This is a genomic window from Herbiconiux sp. SALV-R1 (genome assembly GCF_013113715.1).
Lineage (GTDB): Bacteria > Actinomycetota > Actinomycetes > Actinomycetales > Microbacteriaceae > Herbiconiux.
Genome location: NZ_CP053344.1, coordinates 3,231,599 through 3,249,125, shown reverse-complemented (window position 1 = coordinate 3,249,125; position 17,527 = coordinate 3,231,599). Strand labels below are relative to the sequence as shown.

The following is a 17,527-nucleotide window of genomic DNA, read 5'->3' as shown; positions in this document are numbered from 1 at the left end:
TGCGGCCCGCTCAATGGCTGCTCAGCACCCGGGCGCGCGCTTCGCGGTACTCGTCGTCGCTGATCGATCGCTCGTCGCGCATTCGGTCGAGCGCGTCGAGACGCTCCTCGGTGCTGCGGGCGCCGCTCAGCGCCTGGCTGTCGAGCAGCCGGGTGGCGAGATCGGCCTGCACCGTCAGTGGGTTGTGACCGGCCCGGCGCACCGCGCGGGCGTTGGCCACCGCCTGCACCACGATGACGGCGATGACCACCGCGATGATCGCGGCCACGATGACGAAGATGATCGGGAACAGCTCGGTCAGCTGCTGCATGACTGCCTCCTCCGGAGTCGATCCTTCCCTCCAGCCTCACCCGCGATGCGGCCCTGAGACGGTATGGTCAGGAAGCTCGGAGGCTCACCCGGCCCCCGCATCCGCTCTCATCCGAACCCGACGGAGGACTCTGTGCGCGACCTCGTGGGCTACGGCCGCAACCGACCCGACCCGCAGTGGCCGGGCGGTGCGCGCCTCGCCGTGAACATCACCCTCGCCGTGGAGGAGGGTGCCGAAGACTCCGTCGAAGACGGTTTCGACCGCAGCGAGGCGCCGCTCACCGACGTCGATGGCATGGGCGCCGACGTTCCGGGGCGCGATCTCACCGCGGAGTCGATGATGGCATACGGCAGCCGCGTGGGGTTCTGGCGGCTGCAGCGGCTGCTCGAGGAGCGTGGGTTGCCCGCCACCATCGCCGCGTGCGCGGTGGCGCTCGAGTACAACCCGCAGATCGCCGTGCACGCGCTCTTCGCGGGCTACGACCTGCTCGGCCACGGCTACCGCTACACCAAGCACTACCTGCTCGACGAGGAGGAGGAGCGGGCCCACCTCAAGCTGGCGCTGGCGAGCTTCAAGAGCATCTGGGGGGCGGAGCCCGACGGCTGGTACTGCCGCTACGGACCGAGCGAGGTCACGCGCGCGCTGCTCGTCGAGCACGGATTCCTCTACGACTCCGACGCCTACGACGACGAGCTGCCCTACTGGTCGCCGGTCGGAGGGCGCAAGCACCTCGTCATCCCGAACACCGGCGCGGCCAACGACGACAAGTTCTCGAAGGGCTGGTGGGCGACGGGCGACGACCTGTTCACCACCCTCAAAGACACCTTCGACGTGCTGTACGCCGAGGGCGAGCGGTCGCCCGGCATGATGACGGTCATCCTGCACCCGCGGGTGAGCGGCCACGCGGGGCGCTCGGCCGGTGTCGCGCGCTTCCTCGACTACGCCCGCGGGCACGACGCGGTGTGGTGGGCGCGCCGCTCCGACATCGCCCGCCACTGGTACGAGAACTTCCCGCCCGAGATCGCCCGATAGCAGCGGATGCGGCGGATGCGCGGGTCGGCCGGGGCGCGTGGCAGCATGAACGCATGACCCGAGAGCGCGAGGAGAGCAACCGCAGGCTGCTCAGGGCGCGTGACGCCATTGATCGTGCCTATGCGGAGCCGCTCGACATCGCCACGCTGGCGCGGGTGGCGCTGGTGTCGGAGGCGCACTTCATCCGCTCCTTCAAGGCAGCGTTCGGGGAGAGCCCGCACCGGTACCTGCAGCGCCGACGGGTGGAGCGGGCGATGTTCCTGCTGCGCGAGACCGACCGGCCCATCCTCGACATCTGCCTCGAGGTCGGGTTCTCGAGCCTCGGCACCTTCGGCCGCACCTTCCGCGACATCGCGGGGGAGACGCCGACGGAGTGCCGACGACGCGGGCCGATCGGATTCGTCCCGACCTGCTTCGTGAAGACCTGGGCCCGCCCGAGCAGTCTGCCCCCGGCCGCCGCGATCGACAGTCTCGGCCACGTCACGCAGGGGAGCAGTTTCGGAGAAGCGCCGCGCTGAGGCACGCTCCTAGCATGGGCAGCATGAACCTCGACAAGATCACCCAGTCCCAGATTTTCGTGTTCGACCAGGATGAGGCGCTCGACTTCTACGTCGGCACACTCGGCCTCGAAGTGAGCGTCGACCAAGACCTCGGTTTCATGCGCTGGCTCACGGTCAACGTGCCCGGGCACCCGCACCCGCAGATCCTGCTGGAGAAGCCCGGCCCTCCCGCCATGGACCCCGCCACCGCCGAACAGGTGCGCGAACTCGTGTCGAAGGGCGCGATGGGCGGGTGGCTGTGCATCGCCACCGACGACGCCCACGCCGCCTATGCCGACCTCAAGGCCAAGGGCGTCGACATCACCGACGAGCCCACCGAGCGCCCCTACGGCATCGACTTCGGCATCCGTGACCCCTTCGGCAACGCCATCCGCATCGGCCAACTCCACGCCCTCGCCGCCCCCGCCGACGCCGCTGCCGACTGAGCGCGCGGGCCACGCCGCCACGGACGCCGCGGCGCGGGCGCCGCGCCTCGCCGCGCCGCCTCGCCGCGCCGCCGCGCAGCGCCGCCTCGCCGCGCCGCCGCGCAGCGCCGCATTGCGGGCGCCGCAGGCGCCACGAGCTGAGCTCGCGCGCTGCATCGCGCCACAGCGGCATCGCGGGCGCCGCGAGCTGAACTAGGACGCTGCGTCGCGCACCACCTTGGCAGCATGGCCCCCGCGCCGCGCCTTCGCGGCCAGTTCCCCTGGCGCGGCCCGCGAAGCGGGGGCCGTCGCGCCCGGTGCGCCCGGTGCCGTCCGATTCTCATACGGTTCGTGCGTGTGCAGGTCGCTCTCGCGCAACTCGGTGGGTGGCGGCAGCGCGGCGGCCCGCAGCCCGTCCGGAGCGGGCGGCTCGTACTTGCCACGGGCGGTGGGGGCGCAGCTGGGCTAGCGGTGTAGGCCGTCGTGCCCGGCAGCGTACAAACGGGTCCGGCAGCGTCCAAACGGTATGAGGCAGCGTCCAAACGGTATGAGGATCGCGCCGTCGAGCTCAACTCAGGCTCGGTGACGAGATTCTCATACCGTTGGTGCGTTTGGGCGGCTGCCCGAGCGGGCGGGGCGGGCTGCTGGAGACTGGCGCCGCACTTAGCAGAGGCGGTGCGAGTTCACCGCACTCGTGCGTCCGAGCGCGACGTGCGTGCGTAACGCGCGTCCGAGCGCGACGTGGGTGCGTGACGTGCGTGCGTGCCTGCGTGACGTGCGTGCATGCGTGCGCGCGAGCGTGATGTGTGCGTGAGTGCGACGGCTCACTTGCTCGGAGCAGGTGCGCGCTGCCGTTGCCCGGTTGACGGGCCTGACGAGAGGCGTGGGGGCGGGTTGCCCGGGGCTCGGCTCAGCGGGGGAGGGCGGAGAGGAGGGCTTCGGAGAGGTCGTGCGGCTTGGTGAACTGGGGCCAGTGGCCGGTGGGGAGTTCGATGACGGTCACCGACGTCGCGGGTGGGAACTCGGCGAACATGGGGTGGCCTGAGGCGATGTAGCCGTCGAGGTCGTCGCGGGTGAAGGTGGTGGCGATGAGGGTGATCGGCACGTCGTGGCGAGCGGGGTCGCTGAGCCGCTGCTCGTCGCGGGCGACCCGCACGGGCTGGGGTACGGTGATCTGGCGGAATCGCTCGCGGAGCTCGTCGTCGAGATCGCGAAGGTCGACCTCGCCGAAGGCGTCCCAGTCGGGCAGGGGAACACTGTCGCCGTCGGCCGGGAGTTCGGCGTTGATGGCGATGCCGTCGGCGGTCGGCCAGCTGTCGACGTAGATGGCCCGGGCGATGCGCCCCGGCAGGGCGTCGACGACGGCGTGGATGATCGACCCACCCCCGGAATGCCCGACCAGCACGACCTGCTCGGCCGGGTCGATCGACTCGACCAGCTCACGCACCTCGGCGACATGCGTGGCGAGCGACACGTCGCTGCGGTCTTCTTCGACCGAGTGCAGCCCCGACAGCGTCGGGGTGAGCACCGTGTAGCCCGCGTCGCGGAGCGGTGCGACCGTCTCGTCCCACGACGACCCCTGCAACCAGAACCCTGCGACGAAGACCACGGTGACGTTCATGCCACGACCCTACGCCGCACCCCCGACGCCGGGGGAGCGGGCCGGCGTCACTCTCCGGTGAGACGCTCGAGGAGTTCGCGATAGCGGGCACGTGTCTGCTCGACGATCGCGGGGGGCAGCTCGGGCGGAATGCCCTGCTGGTTCCAGTTCGCGGCGAGCCAGTTGCGCACGATCTGCTTGTCGAAGCTCGCGGTGCGCTCGCCGGAGTCGTAGGCGGCGGCATCCCAGTAGCGGCTCGAGTCGCTCGTGAGCACCTCGTCGGCGAGAGTGATCTCGCCGGTCTCGGGGTCGCGCCCGAACTCGAACTTGGTGTCGGCGAGGATGACACCGCGGGCCTCGGCGATCTGCGAGGCGGTGCGGTAGATGTCGAGCGAGAGCGCGCGCAGCGCCTCAGCGTCGTCGGTGCCCACGAGCTCGACGGTTTTCTCGAAGCTGATGTTCTCGTCGTGCTCACCGTAGGGCGCCTTGTAGGCGGGAGTGTAGATCGGTGCGGGAAGGCGATCGCCGTCACGGAGACCGGCGGGAAGCTCGACACCGCAGACGCTCTGGGTGGCCTGGTACTCCTTCCAGCCGCTGCCCGAGAGGTAGCCCCGTACCACGCACTCGATGGGGAACATCTCCAGCGACTTCACGAGCATGGCGCGCCCGGTGACCTCGTCGGGCACCGGCGGGTAAGCCGAGGTGTCGGCCACGAGGTGGTTCGCCACCCCGAGACGGTCGAACCACCAGCGCGACAGTCGCGTGAGCAGCTCGCCCTTGCCCGGGATGCCCGGCTCGAGCACGTGATCGAACGCGCTCACCCGATCGCTGGCGACGACGAGCAGCCCCTTCGACGTGAGGCCGTCTCCCGGCGCTGCGGCGGGCTCGTAGAGATCGCGCACCTTGCCGCTGTAGACATGTCGCCAGCCGTCGAGCTGCACCCCGCCACCGGGGAGCCCGGAGTCGGCCCCGCTCATGACTCACCTCCGGCGACCTTGGCCGCGATGTCGCTGCGATGCTGTGACCCGTCGAGCCGGATGCCGGCGAGCGCCCCGTACACCCTGTCGCGCGCGAGATCGAATGTCGGGGCGGTCGCCACGACGTTCAGCACCCGACCGCCGGTGGCCCTGATGACGTCTCCGTCGCGATCGGTGGCCGCGTGCATCACGCTCACGCCCTCGATGCCCGATGCCGACTCGAGACCCGACACGACCCGGCCGGTCACCGGCGACCCCGGGTAGTTCTCGCTCGCGAGCACCACGGTGACCGCGGCGTCGTCGGAGAACTCCGGTCGCGCCACCGCACCCAGCGTGCCCGTGGCCGCGGCGAAGAGCAGCCCGCTGAGCGGGGTCTCGAGGCGCGGCAGCACCACCTGCGTCTCGGGGTCGCCGAACCGGGCGTTGAACTCGATGACTCGGATGCCCTTCGACGTGAGGATGAGGCCGCAGTAGAGCAGCCCGATGAACGGCGTGTTCTCGGCGGCGAGCTGCCGCACGGTGGGCAGCGCGATCGTGTCGATCACCTCGTCGACGAAGGCCTTCTCGCTGCCGAAGCTCTCGTCGAGCCAGGGCAGTGGCGAGTAGGCACCCATGCCGCCGGTGTTGGGGCCCGCGTCGCCATCAAGCAGGCGCTTGTAGTCTTGCGCGGGTGACAGCGGCGCCACGGAATGGCCGTCGGAGAGCAGGAACAGGGAGACCTCCTCGCCGTCGAGGAACTCCTCGATGAGCACGTCGCCGTGCTGCAGCCAGTGGCGAGCGTGCTCGGTGGCTTCGGCGAGATCGCTCGTCACCAGCACGCCCTTGCCGGCGGCGAGACCGTCGGCCTTCACCACGTAGGGCGCACCGAACTCCGCGAGGGCCGCCTCGGCCTCGGCGAGGGTGCCGGCGTTCGTGGCGCGGCCGGTGGGAACGCCCGCCGCCTCCATGATGCGCTTCGCGAACGCCTTGCTGCCCTCGAGCGCCGCGGCCTCCTTGCCCGGGCCGAACACCGGGATGCCCCGCGTGCGCAGGGCGTCGGCGACGCCGGCCACGAGGGGCGCCTCGGGCCCGATCACCACGAACTGCACGTCTTCGGCGAGTGCGTAGTTCGTGACCGCCTGAGGGTCGTTCGCGTCGAGCTCGACGACGGGCACGTCGGCCGCGATGCCGGCGTTGCCGGGCGCGGCGACGATCTCGTGCGCGTCGCCCTCCCTGAGCAGGGCGGTGATGATGGCGTGCTCACGAGCGCCGGAACCGAGAACCAGGATTTTCACGCTGCCCAGCCTACCGAGCGGTGGCACGGCGGCCTCGACCGGGCTGGATCTGTGGAGAGCTCGTCGGTGAGGAGCGATGTGGAGAAGTGGCGGGTAGCGTGGGGGGAATGGGCAAGGCGAGGATCGACGCAGCAGTGGGCACCGCCGCTGTCACCAGCGCGGCGAACGACTTCGACGGCGCGAGCCGCGACCTCCGGGCCACAGCGGTGCGCTTCCTCCTGCAGTGCCTCGCCGACGCCGCCCCCGGCAACTCCGTCGAGGTGCGCGTGCCGCCCTTCGGCGCCGTGCAGTGCATCGAGGGCCCCGGCCACACCCGGGGCACCCCGCCCAACGTGGTGGAGACGGATGCGCAGACCTGGCTCGCCCTCGCCACCGGCACTCTCTCGTGGGCGGAGGGCCGCGCATCCGCTCGGGTGCAGGCCTCCGGCCAGCGCGCCGACCTCTCGGCCCACCTCCCGATCGTCCGGCTTCCCTAGTCACCCCACCGGGTCGACGGGGTTGCGGCGGGCGACGAGGAGGGGGTCGATCGGGGTGAAGGGGAACTCGGGGAGCTCGTCGACGGTGACGCCGAAGGTGGCGGCGAGCACGGGGCGGGAGAAGGCCGAGACCGAGGCGCGGTAGCCGATGTCGCCGGGCGTGGGCTGGTCGAAGAAGATGAGGAAGTGGATCTCGTCGTCGCCCACCACCTCGATCCGGTGCGGGTAGGCCTTCGGGATGAAGTACACGTCTCCCGGCCCGAGCAGGTAGGTGTCGACCGTGCCGTCGGGGTCGAGCACCGACATGCGCGCCCGTCCCTTGTGCACGTAGCCCATCTCGGCGGTGCGGGGGTGCCAGTGCGGTTCGCGCATCCCCTCCTCCTCGATGGTGAGGGAGTACATCGAGAGGTTCTCGAGTGCCGGCCAGAACTGGCTGCGGGCGAGCTTCACGTGGGCGAAGGGGTAGCTGAGCGGCGGGTTCTGGCCTTCCACGTCGAACTTGTGCGGGTTGCCGAACCCGGCGGTGTCGGGAACGACCGCGGGCCCCGAGCGCGCCACGATGTCGGCCGAGCCGGTGTCGCGTGTGAGCGGGGCGAACGCCGACGATTCGAGGTCGTAGGTGTTGCCGAGCACCGCATCCGTCATGGTGCCGAAGGCGGCGTGCAGCGAGAAGTCTTCTGGCCTCTCGTGCGAGAACGCCACGACGATCTCGGCCTCCCCGTCGCCGATGTTCTCTATGTGGTGCAGCGAGCCCGAGCCGATGGTGAACATCTGCCCGGCCGAGATGGTGAACGACGAGAACACGTCGGCGTTGTCGAGGATGGAGACGAGGACGTCTCCCGCGAGGCAGTACCCGATCTCGTCGGCGTTCGCGTGCCAGTGCGGTTCACGGATGCTGCCCGGCGCGAGCACCAGCCGCTTGATCGACAGGCCCCGCAGCAGGGGGAAGTCGTCGGCGGTGAGCCGGGTGATGCTGCCGAGCTCACTGCGGTGCTGGGCGGGGGCGTCGAGCAGCGAGCGCACGTGGCGCGAGGGGGTGTCGTTCGTCATGCAGTCAGGGTGCCAGAGCCGCCGCGCGACGCGCCAGGTGTACTGACCGGGATCGTTGTTGACGTAGGAGAGACCTCCGGTGTCGAGTTGGAGCTGTCTAGTTCTGCAGCTCGATCACACGGAGGTCTCTCGTGTCCCACGCTAATGCCCGGTTGACTCCCGCCGGCCGGTTGATCTTGATTCAGCGGATCCAGTCGGGTCGTGCTGTTGCTCATGTTGCGTCCGAGATGGGGGTGTCGCGGACCACGGCGTGGCGGTGGTGGCGCCGGTTTCGAGAGTGCGGGATTCTCGGGTTGCAGGACCGGTCCAGTGTTGCCCGGTCTCATCCGCGGCGGACAGGTGCATGCGCGGAGACGCGGGTGCGGATCCTGCGCGCTTTGACGCGTCGCGGGCCGGTGTTCATCGGCGCGAGGTTGGGGATGCCGGCGTCGACGGTCGGTCGGATCCTCACCCGTCATCACACGCCGCTGCTGCGTGACACAGACCCGGTCACGGGGACAGTGATCCGGGCCACGCGGCGCACGGCGAACCGCTACGAGCATCCTTACCCGGGTTCGTTGGTCCACATCGACGTGAAAAAACTCGGCCGCATCCCCGACGGCGGCGGGTGGCGCGCTCACGGACGAAGTGAGATGGTCCGCGGTCGTGGGATCGGTTACGACTACGTCCACACCGCGATCGATGACCACTCCCGGGTCGCCTACGCGGAGATCCCCGCCGACGAGAAGGGCGACACCGCCGCCGGTTTCCTCGAACGCACGACCGCGTTCTATGCCTCCGTCGGTGTGAGGATCGAGCGCATCATCACCGACAACGCGTTCGCCTACCGTCACTCGAGCGCTTTCCGGAACACAGCCCTCGAGCACGGGATCACTCAGAAGTTCATCCGCCCCCACTGCCCCTGGACCAACGGGAAAGTCGAACGCCTCAACCGCACCCTCGCCACCGAATGGGCCTACGCTCGACCCTTCACGTCCAATGCCGAACGAGCAGCAGCCTTGCCGGCCTGGCTCGACTACTACAACCTAGAACGAGCCCACCTCGGCATCGGAGGCACAACACCCATCGACCGCATCAACAACGATCGAGGTCAGTACAGCTAGGGCGCGCGGCGGCCCCGGGCGCCGACCCCGCGGGCGCTACGCCCCTTCGCCGCCCGCGGCGAGCCGCCGCACGAAGGCGTCGACGTTCGCGCGCAGGGCGTCGATGCGCTGCTGGCGCGCGGCCTCCACGTCGAAGCCCGCGTAGGCCACGGGCGGACGCTTGCGCACGTTCGCCGAGCACTGGAACTCGGCGCAGACGAGCGCGGCCACCGTGTCGCCGTTGCGGCCCGCCTTGCCCGCGCGCTTCGCGCTGAACAGCACGACGTCGTTGGGCAGGTGCACGTCTTCGCACCAGGCGCACTGCGGGCGCGAGCGGATGCGGCCCTCGGCCTGCCTGAGCAGCACCGAGACCGGCTCGCCGTCGACCTCGGCGACGACGTAGCCGAGCTGCGGGAACTTGCGGTCGCGCCAGCCGAGGTAGTCGAGCGAGCTCCAGTCGAGGTCGTCGAAGCCGACGGGAAGCGAGAGGTCGCGGCGCTCACGCTGCGAGGCGTTGATGAAGGATGCGCGGATGGCGGCATCGCTGAAGGAGAGCATGGTGAATCCGAATCTGTCAGTCTGGCCCGCCCGCAGTACGCGGGCGGAAAAAGGGGAAAGAGAAGAGGTGCGCGAGCGCGCGCGACTATCTGCCGCCGGCGTAGGAACCGCCGGCGACCTCCCCACGCCCCGAGGGCACAGCTGACGGATGCACGGGCGACAGTGTACGCCCCTCACCTTCACGACGTGTCGATCTGCGGCCGAACCGAACGCGCATCCTTCCCCCAGCCGGGTGCGCGAGAATGGAGAGGTGAGTGAAGAGCACGGCCCCGCCCGAGACGACAGCGCAGCCCTCCCCGCCGAGCGGGTGGTCAGCGAGTCGGTCGACGAGGTGACCGTGCGGCGCGCCCCGCGGTACTACCGCTTCATGGCGGTCGGGCTGCTCGTCGGAGTGATCATCACCGTCGTAGCCACCTACTCGTTCCCCCAGCAGGAGGACGAGGAGTTCAGCCAGTTGCAGGTGCTCGGGTTCACCGGCATCTTCGTGGTGGCCATCTGCGTGGCGCTCGGAGCGCTCGTGGCGATCATCCTCGACCGGGTGAGCCGCCGGCGGGCGCGCACCGTCGCGATGGAGCACATCGTCGAGCGCGACGAGCCTGCTGCGGCAACGGGCTCCGCTCCCCAGAACGACGAAAGGGCCTGACCTCGGTCAGACCCTTCGCTGCTCGTCGGCAGGCGGCCGAGCCGCCGCGCTGCACGCCGCGTGCCGCCGCTTCCGCGACGACGGATGCTCAGGCGCGCTTCTGCTCGTCGCTCGGCTCGTAGGCGTCGTCGTTCTCGTCGTCGTCGTCGATCCACTTCGAGTAGTCGGGTTCGCTCGACTGGCTGCCGGTGAGCTCGCGCTCGAGCGCCGAATAGTTCGTGTCGGGGCTGAAGTACTTCAGCTCGCGCGCAACCTTCGTGTGCTTGGCTTTCTGACGGCCACGCCCCATGCGAGACCCCCTCACGATTCGGGCCGGGGGCCATGCCACCCGGATGAGACGAACAACTACGAAAACTTGGGTCAGTTTAGCATGCAGGGATCGTCGCCCCCCTGCGAGTCGCCCGTGGCTCGCGAAGGCGGGTGAAGCGGGGCTGAACGCTCAGCCGCGATGCCGTCGGTGGCCGGCCGTCGGGGTCGCGTGCGGGCGCCGGGGAACGGGCCGCACGGGCTCACCGCGGCGCTCCTGACCGGGCAGCGGGCGGGAGCGTTTGCCGTACAGCAGCTCAGACGAGTCGAGCAGCCATGGCACGAGCGCGATTGTCACGCCGTGCACCAGCATGAGCTTCTTACGGATGCGCCTGGCCTTGTGATTGTGCAGGATCGTCTCCCACCAGTGGCCCACGATGTAGATGGGGGTGTAGACCGTGACCACCTCCGAGCCGTGCTCGGCCTGGTGCTTCATGATGTACTTCGCCAACGGCACGGCCACGTCGCGGTAGGGCGACTCGATGATGTTGAGCGGAACCTCGATGTTCATGGCCTGCCAGTCGGCCTCGAGCTTCTGGGTCTGCTCCTCGTCGATCGAGAGGTGCACGGCCTCGATGGAGTCGTGGCGGGCGGCGATGGCGTAGTCGAGCGCCTTCAGCACCGGCTTCTGCATGCGGCCGACGAGCACGATGGCGTGGTCTCCGGTGGAGCCGAAGGTGGTGTGCGGGTCGACCTCCACCTCCTTGTTCACGTCGCGGTAGTACCGGTTCACGCCCATCATCAGGATGAACAGCACCGGCATGATAGCGAACACCAGCCACGCCCCGTGGGTGAACTTGGTGATGGTCACCACGATGAGCACGACGGCGGTGAACACCGCGCCTACCGCATTGATGGCCAGCGAGCGGTAGACGGCTCCGCGGTCGGCGCATCCGTTCTTCAGCATGGTGAGCCAGTGCTTCACCATGCCGGTCTGCCCGAGGGTGAACGAGACGAAGACGCCGATGATGTAGAGCTGGATGAGCTGGGTGAGGTTCGCCTGGTAGACCAGCAGGATGGCGGTGGCGGCGAGCGCCAGCACGATCATGCCGTTCGAGAACACGAGGCGGTCGCCGCGGGTAAGCATGGCCTTCGGGGCGTAGGCGTCTTTGGCGAGCACCGAGCCGAGCAGCGGGAAACCGTTGAAGGCCGTGTTCGCCGCCAGCAGCAGCACCGCGGCGGTGGCGGCCTGGATGACGAAGAACATGATGGTGTTGTTGCCGAAGGTCGCCGCGGCCACCTGCGCCATGAGGCTGCGCTGCGGGGTGGTCTCGCAGTTCGCGAAGCCGATGAGGTGGCACGCGTTCTCGGCGTAGTGCACGTTCGAGATGAGGGCGACGGCGGTGAGGCCGGCGAACAGGCAGATGGCGATCGATCCCATGAGCACGAGAGTGCGCTGGGCGTTCTTGATCTTCGGGGTGCGGAAGGCGGGCACGCCGTTCGAGATGGCCTCGACGCCGGTGAGGGCGGAGCACCCGCTCGAGAAGGCGCGGAGCAGCAGCAGCACCATCGCCGCCTGCGTGAGCTCGTCGGCCCGCACCTCGAAGCTCGCCGACTCGGCGACCGGGGCGTCGCCGAGGGCGGTGCGGGCGAGACCGATCACGATCATCGCCGCGACGCTCGCGACGAAGAGGTAGGTCGGGATGGCGAAGGCCTTGCTCGACTCGCGCACCCCGCGGAGGTTCACCGCCATGAGCAGCACCACGAAGCCGATGGCGATCTCGACGCGGAAGGGGTTGAGCTCGGGGATGGCCGAGATGATGTTGTCGACGCCCGAGGCCACCGACACGGCGACCGTGAGCACGTAGTCGACGAGCAGAGCGGATGCGACGACCAGGCCCGCTTTCTCGCCCAGGTTCTTGTGCGCCACCTCGTAGTCGCCGCCACCGCTCGGGTAGGCCTTGACGAGCTGACGGTAGGAGGCCACCACCACGATGAGCAGCAGCACGACCGCCGCTGCGACCCAGGGCGCGAAGGTGAGGAAGGAGAGACCGCCGATGAGCAGGATCATCAGCAGTTCTTGCGGCGCGTAGGCGACCGAGGAGAGGGGGTCGCTCGCGAAGATCGGGAGGGCGAGGCGCTTCGGGAGGAGCTGCCCCTCGAGCTTGTCGCTCGGGAGCGGTTCGCCGATGAGCCAGCGCTTCGGCGAGCGGGTTTCGTTGACCACGAGCGAGAACACTACTCCCTGCCAACCCAGAGTCAAGTCGGCAGGGAGCGGCGTTATTCCCGATCTGTGACGGGCCTAGTGGAGAAGCGCTCGGAGACTCTCGAGCGTTGTGCGCGAAACCGAGTTCTCGCCACCCAGCACGATGATCCTTGTCGCGCCGAGGCGCCTGATCTCAGCGGCGATAGAGGTGGGGACCTCGTCGGGCTTGACGAGCAGAATGGGGGCGCTGTTCGCTGCGGCAGCGCTCCCACCCGAGAGGGCATCGGGAAAAGTCGCGCCGGACGCCACGAAGACGGCACGGCTGCCGGAAGGGTATGCGGCAGCCGAGATCGCGGCAGAGGCGGCGTAGCGATCCACGCCTCCGATGCGGGTGGTCGGTGCCATGCCGGCGAGTGCCGCCGCGGTGGTCGTGCTGATGGTGTTCTCGCCACCCACCACGATGATGCGACCGGGTTTGAGGCGTTCGAGTTCGGCGCGCACCGGCTCGGGAATGCCGTCCCGGGTGACCAGAAGCACGGGTGCCTTGGTCGCTCCCGCGACAGCGCCGCCGGAGAGGGCATCGGGGAACACCTCGCCCGACGCGATGTACGCGGTCGCTGTTCCGGTTGGGAACGTTTCGGCGGAGACGGCCGCTGAGACCGCGTAACGATCGGAGCCGGCGAGGCGAGTCGTCGGCGCATATGAGGCGAGTGAACGCAGGACGGAGTCGCTGATTGTGGCGGTACCCCCGAGGACGACGATCTTTTTCGGCCTGAGGCGAGCGAGTTCCGCCCCTGTTGCGGTCGGGATGGAATCTCTGGTGACGAGCAGCACCGAAGCTCCGCGGGAGCCGGCTGCCGCCGAACCGGCGAGCGCATCGGGGAACGTCGCGCCCGATGCGACATAGACCAGGTCTGCACCCGAAGCGAACTCACGTTGAGAGACGCGTGCGGCGCTCTCGTAGCGATCACTGCCGCTGATCCGCGCCACTGGCGCGGTGGTGTCCGCATCCACCACGGCTACCGTGTTCGACACCGCGCCTGTCACATAGAGGAGGCGGGTCTTCGGGTGAACCGCCATCCCCTGCACGCCATAGCCGTAATCAGCGGAGGAGCTGCGGTCGATCAGCCGTGTGATGCGGAGTGTTGAGATGTCGATGGCGGTGATGCGTGTCTTGGAAGCGACGAGGACCTGGCCACCGTCAGAGTCGACCGTGACGGTCCAAGACCCGTTGGTGATCCCATTGGCCTCATCGTGCGGCAGCACGGCTATGACCCTGTTCGTCTGAGTGTCGATGACCGAAAGGGTGTCGTCGTCGCTGTTCGTGACGAAGGCGCGGTGTGTCGGAGTGTCGACAGCCACACCCCGGGGGCCGCTTCCGATGCCGTTCGTGGAATCGTGGGGGATGACAGCTATGACCGAATTGGTCTGTGTGTCGATGACAGAGACCGTGCCGTCCATGTTGTTGGCGACATAGGCGCGGTGCAGTTGCTGGTCGACGGCGACGCCTGTGAGGAAGGACCCTATCCCCGACGCGGAATCGTGAGGCACGACCGCGATCACCGAGTCGGTCGTCGTGTCGATGACCGAGACGGTGCCATCGGCGAGGTTGGTGACGTACGCGCGGCGAAGAACCGTGTCGAGGGCGATCGAACTGGGATGCGATCCGATGCCTCGAGCCACGTCGTGCGGGATGACCCTGATGACCCGGTTCGTGACCACGTCGACGACGGAGACCGAATCGGAGTTGTAGTTGACGACGTAGGCCTTGCGACCGGCCTCATCGACCGCGACGGCCGTCGGCCCGTTGCCGATCGAGGCCGGGCCATGAGGGATCGTGGTCGAGACCGCGTTCGTCGTCGTGTCGATGACCGAGACAGTGCCATCGAAGGTGTTCGCCACGTAGGCCTGCCCAGACTCCCCGTCGATGGCGATCGCCACCGGGGCGGGATCGGGCCGACTGCTGGACGTGATGGGGATGGTGGCAACGATGAAGTTGGTGGCGTGAGCCGGCAGTGCAACCAGGCCAGAGGCCAGAAGGGCCGCGGTGCCTACCGAAAGCGACACAGCGGAGAGAGCACGACTTACCCGAGACATCCTCGAATAATAACAGAGGAATGCTCGGGAAGTCGCGCCTCGAGTTCAGCGGTGGTGAGTGTTCTCGCCGGGGATGTCGCTGTCGGTGTACTCGCCCTCGTCGGGCTCGGGGACGTTCACGTCGTCGGCCTCGGTGTCGGTGTATTCGCCGTCGCGTTCTCCGCGCTTGTCGGTCATGAGATCCTCCTCGATGTCGTGGCTCTACTGCGGTCTCGTCGCGAAGCTACCACTCGCGCGAGCGCCCGACCAGGGGAGCGCACGGATGTGCAGAACGCCTCCGTTCTCCACAGCTTCACCCCTCTCGCACGACGTCCTCCGGCGACTTGTCGGTGCGCCAGCCGCGCCAGGAGGGCTGGCGCAGGCGGCCCGTTCCTGTCCACTCAGCGAACTCGACCTCGCCGACGAGCTTCGGCGTCACCCAGTGGGCGTCTCGCGCATCGACCCCGGGCACGTCGTCGAGCGGTGCCGTCTTGCGCTCGAGTCGGGCGAGCTTGGCGGAGACGTCGTCGAGATCGCGATCGCTGAACCCCGTACCCACGCGTCCGGCGTAGCGCAATTCGCCCCGCGCATCCGGAACCGCCATGAGCAGCGAGCCCACCTGAGCCGCCCGGCGACCCTTGCCGGGCCGCCAGCCCACGATCACCACCTCTTGAGCGAGATGGTGCTTGATCTTCAGCCACAGCGACGAGCGACGCCCTGGCGCATAGGAGCTGTCGCGCCGCTTCGCCAGCACCCCCTCGAGCCCAAGCTCGCGACTCGAGGCGAGCGCGTGGGCGAGATCGCCGTCGAAGGCGGGCGGCACGTGCACCGCGCCCGCCGACTCGGGCAGCAGCTCGAGCAGCGCCTCGCGCCGCTCGTCGTAGCTGCGGCGTTCGAGCGAATCGCCGTCGAGGCGCAGCAGGTCGAACACCATGAGGTCGACGCGCACCTCTTTCTGGACGCGCTCGACGTCGCGCGGCTTCGAGAGCCCCATGCGCTGCTGCAGGCGGCCGAAGCTCGGGCGTCCGCTGCGGTCGAGGGCCACCACCTCGGCGTCGAGCACGGCGTCTCGGCCGTCGAGCTGCTCCCCGACCGCCTGCACCAGCTCGGGGTACGCCGCGGTGACCTCGTTGCCGTTGCGGGTGGTGAGGGTGACGGCGCCGTCGTGGCTCTGCACGATCGCCCGGATGCCGTCCCACTTCATCTCGAACGCCCAGTCGTTCTCGTCGTCGATGCCGACATAGCCCGAGGGGGTCTGCTCGGCGAGGGTGGCGAGCATGGCCTTCGGCGGGCGCGCGGCGGTCGCTGCGGTCGTTCCGCATGCGCCTGACGAGCCGGATGCGCTGGTTGCGGACTGCGCGCGGTCGGAGGTCCCGCGGCGGGGGCTGCGTCTCTTGCTCGCGTTCTTCGCCGGCGGGCCTCCCGGGGTGCCGGGCTCCGCATCCCAGTCGACCGGGGACTGGTCTTTCATGAGGTGGATGAGCCACTGGTCGCCCGACCTGCCGCCCTTGCCGCCGGTGTGGATGAGCGCGAGGCGTTTCGGGTCGCCAAGACCCCCGGTCGGCTGGCCGTGGAGGGTGGCGATGACCTCCTCGCCGTCGCGCCACTTCTCGAGGTCGTAGCTGCCGAAGTCCCAGATGGTGACCGTGCCCGCGCCGTATTCCCCTTTCGGAATAGACCCCTCGAAGGTGCCGTACTCCAATGGATGGTCTTCGGTCTGCACGGCGAGGTGATTCACCCCGGCGTCGGTGGGGACGCCCTTCGGCAGGGCCCAAGAGACGAGCACGCCGTCGTGCTCGAGGCGGAAGTCCCAGTGCAGACGGGAGGCGTGGTGCTCCTGGATGACGAAGGAGCGGCCGTCGGTGGAGGCCGGGGTGTCGTCGGGGACGGGCTCGGGGGTCTTCGAGCCGTCGCGCTTGGAGCGGTAGACGGTGAGTCGGTCGCGGGTGTTGGCGTTCCCGTCGGCGCTGGCGTGCGAGTCGCCCGTCGGCCGAGCGAGCGCAGCTCGCTCGGCGCTGGCGTCGCGGCGACGATCCACCGGATCGTCGCTTCCAGCTCCAGCGCGCCCGCCGGGTTCTTCGATCGAGCCGGGAGCGATAGCAGCCTCCGCGAGCGGGTCGGCCCGCCGCTTCATGCGGTCGAGCACCTCGTCGAGCTCCAGCTGCCGCAGCGACGCCGACGACAGCTCCCGCCAGGTGCGTGGCACCGCGACCGTCGGCCGTGCCCGCCCGCGCAGCGAGTACGGGCAGATGGTCGTCTTGTTCGCGTTGTTCTGACTCCAGTCGACGAGCACCTTGCCCGTGCGGAGCGCCTTCTTCATGTCGGAGACGACGAGGTCGGTGTGGTCGGCCTCCAGTGCCCGGGCGAGTTCATGCGCGACCGCCGAGACGTCGTCGGAGCTCTGCCGGCCGTCGAGGGCCGCGTAGAGGTGGATGCCCTTCGAGCCGCTCGTCACCGGAACCGGGTCGAGCCCCATGTCAGTCAGGATGCCGCGGGCGAGCTTCGCCACCTCCACGCACTCGGGGAGGCCCGCGCCCTCGCCAGGGTCGAGGTCGATCACCAACCGGTCGGGGTTCTTGGGGCGGCCGTGCGCATCCACCCGCCACTGCGGCACATGGATCTCGATCGCCGCGATCTGCGCCAGCCAGGCCAGCGTCGCCTGGTTGTTCACCAGCGGGTAGACGTTCGCGTGGTCGGAGTGCTGGATGCTCGCCCGGCGCACCCACTCCGGCGTGCCCTCGCCGAGGTTCTTCTGGAAGAACACCTCGCCGGGCTCGTCGGCGGTACCCACACCGTGAACCCAGCGCTTGCGGGTCGCCGGGCGGTTGCGGGCGTGAGGGATGAGCGTGGTGGCGATCTCGGCGTAGTAGCGCAGCACATCCGCTTTGGTGGTGCCGGTCTCGGGGTAGAGCACCTTGTCGAGGTTCGTGATGCGCAGCCGGTGGCCGCCGACGGTGACCGTCTGCGGAGAGTCCTTCGAGCCCGTGCCTTTCGAGGCCATGCTTTCATCCTGGCCCGGGATCGGGGTTGAAT

General features: G+C 69.1%; 17 protein-coding genes. 6 read left to right on the top strand and 11 right to left on the bottom strand.

Annotated features, from left to right (window positions below; all coding sequences use genetic code 11):
* Positions 1-10 precede the first annotated feature (10 nt).
* Complete coding sequence (locus HL652_RS15535; protein WP_171706147.1) at positions 11-310, bottom strand: hypothetical protein; 300 nt, start codon at positions 308-310, stop codon at positions 11-13.
* Between the two features lie 132 nt (positions 311-442).
* On the opposite strand from HL652_RS15535, the gene HL652_RS15530 reads away from it, so the two are divergent.
* The 3 genes from HL652_RS15530 to HL652_RS15520 are packed head-to-tail and all read left to right on the top strand — an operon-like array spanning position 443 to position 2,327.
* Positions 443-1,342 carry a polysaccharide deacetylase family protein gene (locus tag HL652_RS15530; RefSeq protein ID WP_253743338.1) on the top strand — a complete coding sequence of 300 codons (900 nt, stop codon included), beginning with the start codon at positions 443-445 and terminating at the stop codon, positions 1,340-1,342.
* 53 nt (positions 1,343-1,395) lie between these two features.
* The gene (locus tag HL652_RS15525; protein WP_171706145.1) at positions 1,396-1,860 is read left to right on the top strand and encodes a helix-turn-helix domain-containing protein; all 465 of its coding nucleotides are present in this window, start codon (positions 1,396-1,398) and stop codon (positions 1,858-1,860) included.
* Between the two features lie 23 nt (positions 1,861-1,883).
* The gene (locus tag HL652_RS15520) at positions 1,884-2,327 is read left to right on the top strand and encodes a VOC family protein (protein WP_171706144.1); all 444 of its coding nucleotides are present in this window, start codon (positions 1,884-1,886) and stop codon (positions 2,325-2,327) included.
* An 889-nt stretch (positions 2,328-3,216) separates the two neighbouring features.
* On the opposite strand, the gene HL652_RS15515 is transcribed toward HL652_RS15520, so the two are convergent.
* The 3 genes from HL652_RS15515 to purD are packed head-to-tail and all read right to left on the bottom strand — an operon-like array spanning position 3,217 to position 6,157.
* Positions 3,217-3,927, bottom strand: coding sequence for an alpha/beta fold hydrolase (locus tag HL652_RS15515; RefSeq protein ID WP_171706143.1), 711 nt, complete (start codon positions 3,925-3,927; stop codon positions 3,217-3,219).
* A 47-nt stretch (positions 3,928-3,974) separates the two neighbouring features.
* Positions 3,975-4,883, bottom strand: coding sequence for a phosphoribosylaminoimidazolesuccinocarboxamide synthase (locus HL652_RS15510; RefSeq protein ID WP_171706142.1), 909 nt, complete (start codon positions 4,881-4,883; stop codon positions 3,975-3,977).
* Positions 4,880-6,157 (bottom strand): phosphoribosylamine--glycine ligase, encoded by a 1,278-nt coding sequence (gene purD / locus HL652_RS15505; protein ID WP_171706141.1) that lies wholly within the window; start codon positions 6,155-6,157, stop codon positions 4,880-4,882. The genes HL652_RS15510 and purD overlap by 4 nt, the downstream gene beginning before the upstream one ends.
* Before the next feature lie 107 nt (positions 6,158-6,264).
* On the opposite strand from purD, the gene HL652_RS15500 reads away from it, so the two are divergent.
* Positions 6,265-6,633, top strand: coding sequence for a sterol carrier family protein (locus HL652_RS15500; RefSeq protein ID WP_171706140.1), 369 nt, complete (start codon positions 6,265-6,267; stop codon positions 6,631-6,633).
* Here the strand turns inward: HL652_RS15500 and HL652_RS15495 are convergent, their stop codons facing one another.
* Positions 6,634-7,683, bottom strand: coding sequence for a cupin domain-containing protein (locus HL652_RS15495; RefSeq protein WP_171706139.1), 1,050 nt, complete (start codon positions 7,681-7,683; stop codon positions 6,634-6,636).
* A gap of 131 nt (positions 7,684-7,814) precedes the next feature.
* Between HL652_RS15495 and HL652_RS15490 the strand changes: the two genes are divergently transcribed.
* On the top strand, positions 7,815-8,786 hold the full coding sequence (locus HL652_RS15490) for an IS481 family transposase (RefSeq protein WP_171706138.1): 972 nt from the start codon (positions 7,815-7,817) through the stop codon (positions 8,784-8,786).
* 36 nt (positions 8,787-8,822) lie between these two features.
* On the opposite strand, the gene HL652_RS15485 is transcribed toward HL652_RS15490, so the two are convergent.
* On the bottom strand, positions 8,823-9,323 hold the full coding sequence (locus HL652_RS15485) for an FBP domain-containing protein (RefSeq protein WP_171706137.1): 501 nt from the start codon (positions 9,321-9,323) through the stop codon (positions 8,823-8,825).
* 250 nt (positions 9,324-9,573) lie between these two features.
* Here HL652_RS15485 and HL652_RS15480 point away from each other — a divergent pair, with 250 nt between their 5' ends.
* On the top strand, positions 9,574-9,966 hold the full coding sequence (locus HL652_RS15480; RefSeq protein ID WP_171706136.1) for an MFS transporter: 393 nt from the start codon (positions 9,574-9,576) through the stop codon (positions 9,964-9,966).
* A gap of 88 nt (positions 9,967-10,054) precedes the next feature.
* Here HL652_RS15480 and HL652_RS15475 read toward each other — a convergent pair whose 3' ends face one another.
* The 5 genes from HL652_RS15475 to HL652_RS15460 form a co-directional block, all read right to left on the bottom strand.
* Entirely contained in the window at positions 10,055-10,255 is a 201-nt protein-coding gene (locus HL652_RS15475) for a DUF3073 domain-containing protein (RefSeq protein ID WP_171706135.1), read from the bottom strand.
* A 150-nt stretch (positions 10,256-10,405) separates the two neighbouring features.
* Positions 10,406-12,439, bottom strand: a complete 2,034-nt coding sequence (locus HL652_RS15470) for an APC family permease (protein ID WP_253743337.1) — start codon at positions 12,437-12,439, stop codon at positions 10,406-10,408.
* 75 nt (positions 12,440-12,514) lie between these two features.
* A complete protein-coding gene (locus HL652_RS15465; RefSeq protein WP_171706133.1) occupies positions 12,515-14,515 on the bottom strand; it encodes a cell wall-binding repeat-containing protein in 2,001 nt (666 codons plus the stop codon).
* Positions 14,516-14,560: 45 nt separating this feature from the next.
* Complete coding sequence (locus tag HL652_RS21925) at positions 14,561-14,692, bottom strand: hypothetical protein (RefSeq protein ID WP_256371277.1); 132 nt, start codon at positions 14,690-14,692, stop codon at positions 14,561-14,563.
* A 115-nt stretch (positions 14,693-14,807) separates the two neighbouring features.
* The gene (locus tag HL652_RS15460) at positions 14,808-17,495 is read right to left on the bottom strand and encodes an ATP-dependent DNA ligase (protein WP_171706132.1); all 2,688 of its coding nucleotides are present in this window, start codon (positions 17,493-17,495) and stop codon (positions 14,808-14,810) included.
* Positions 17,496-17,527 lie beyond the last annotated feature (32 nt).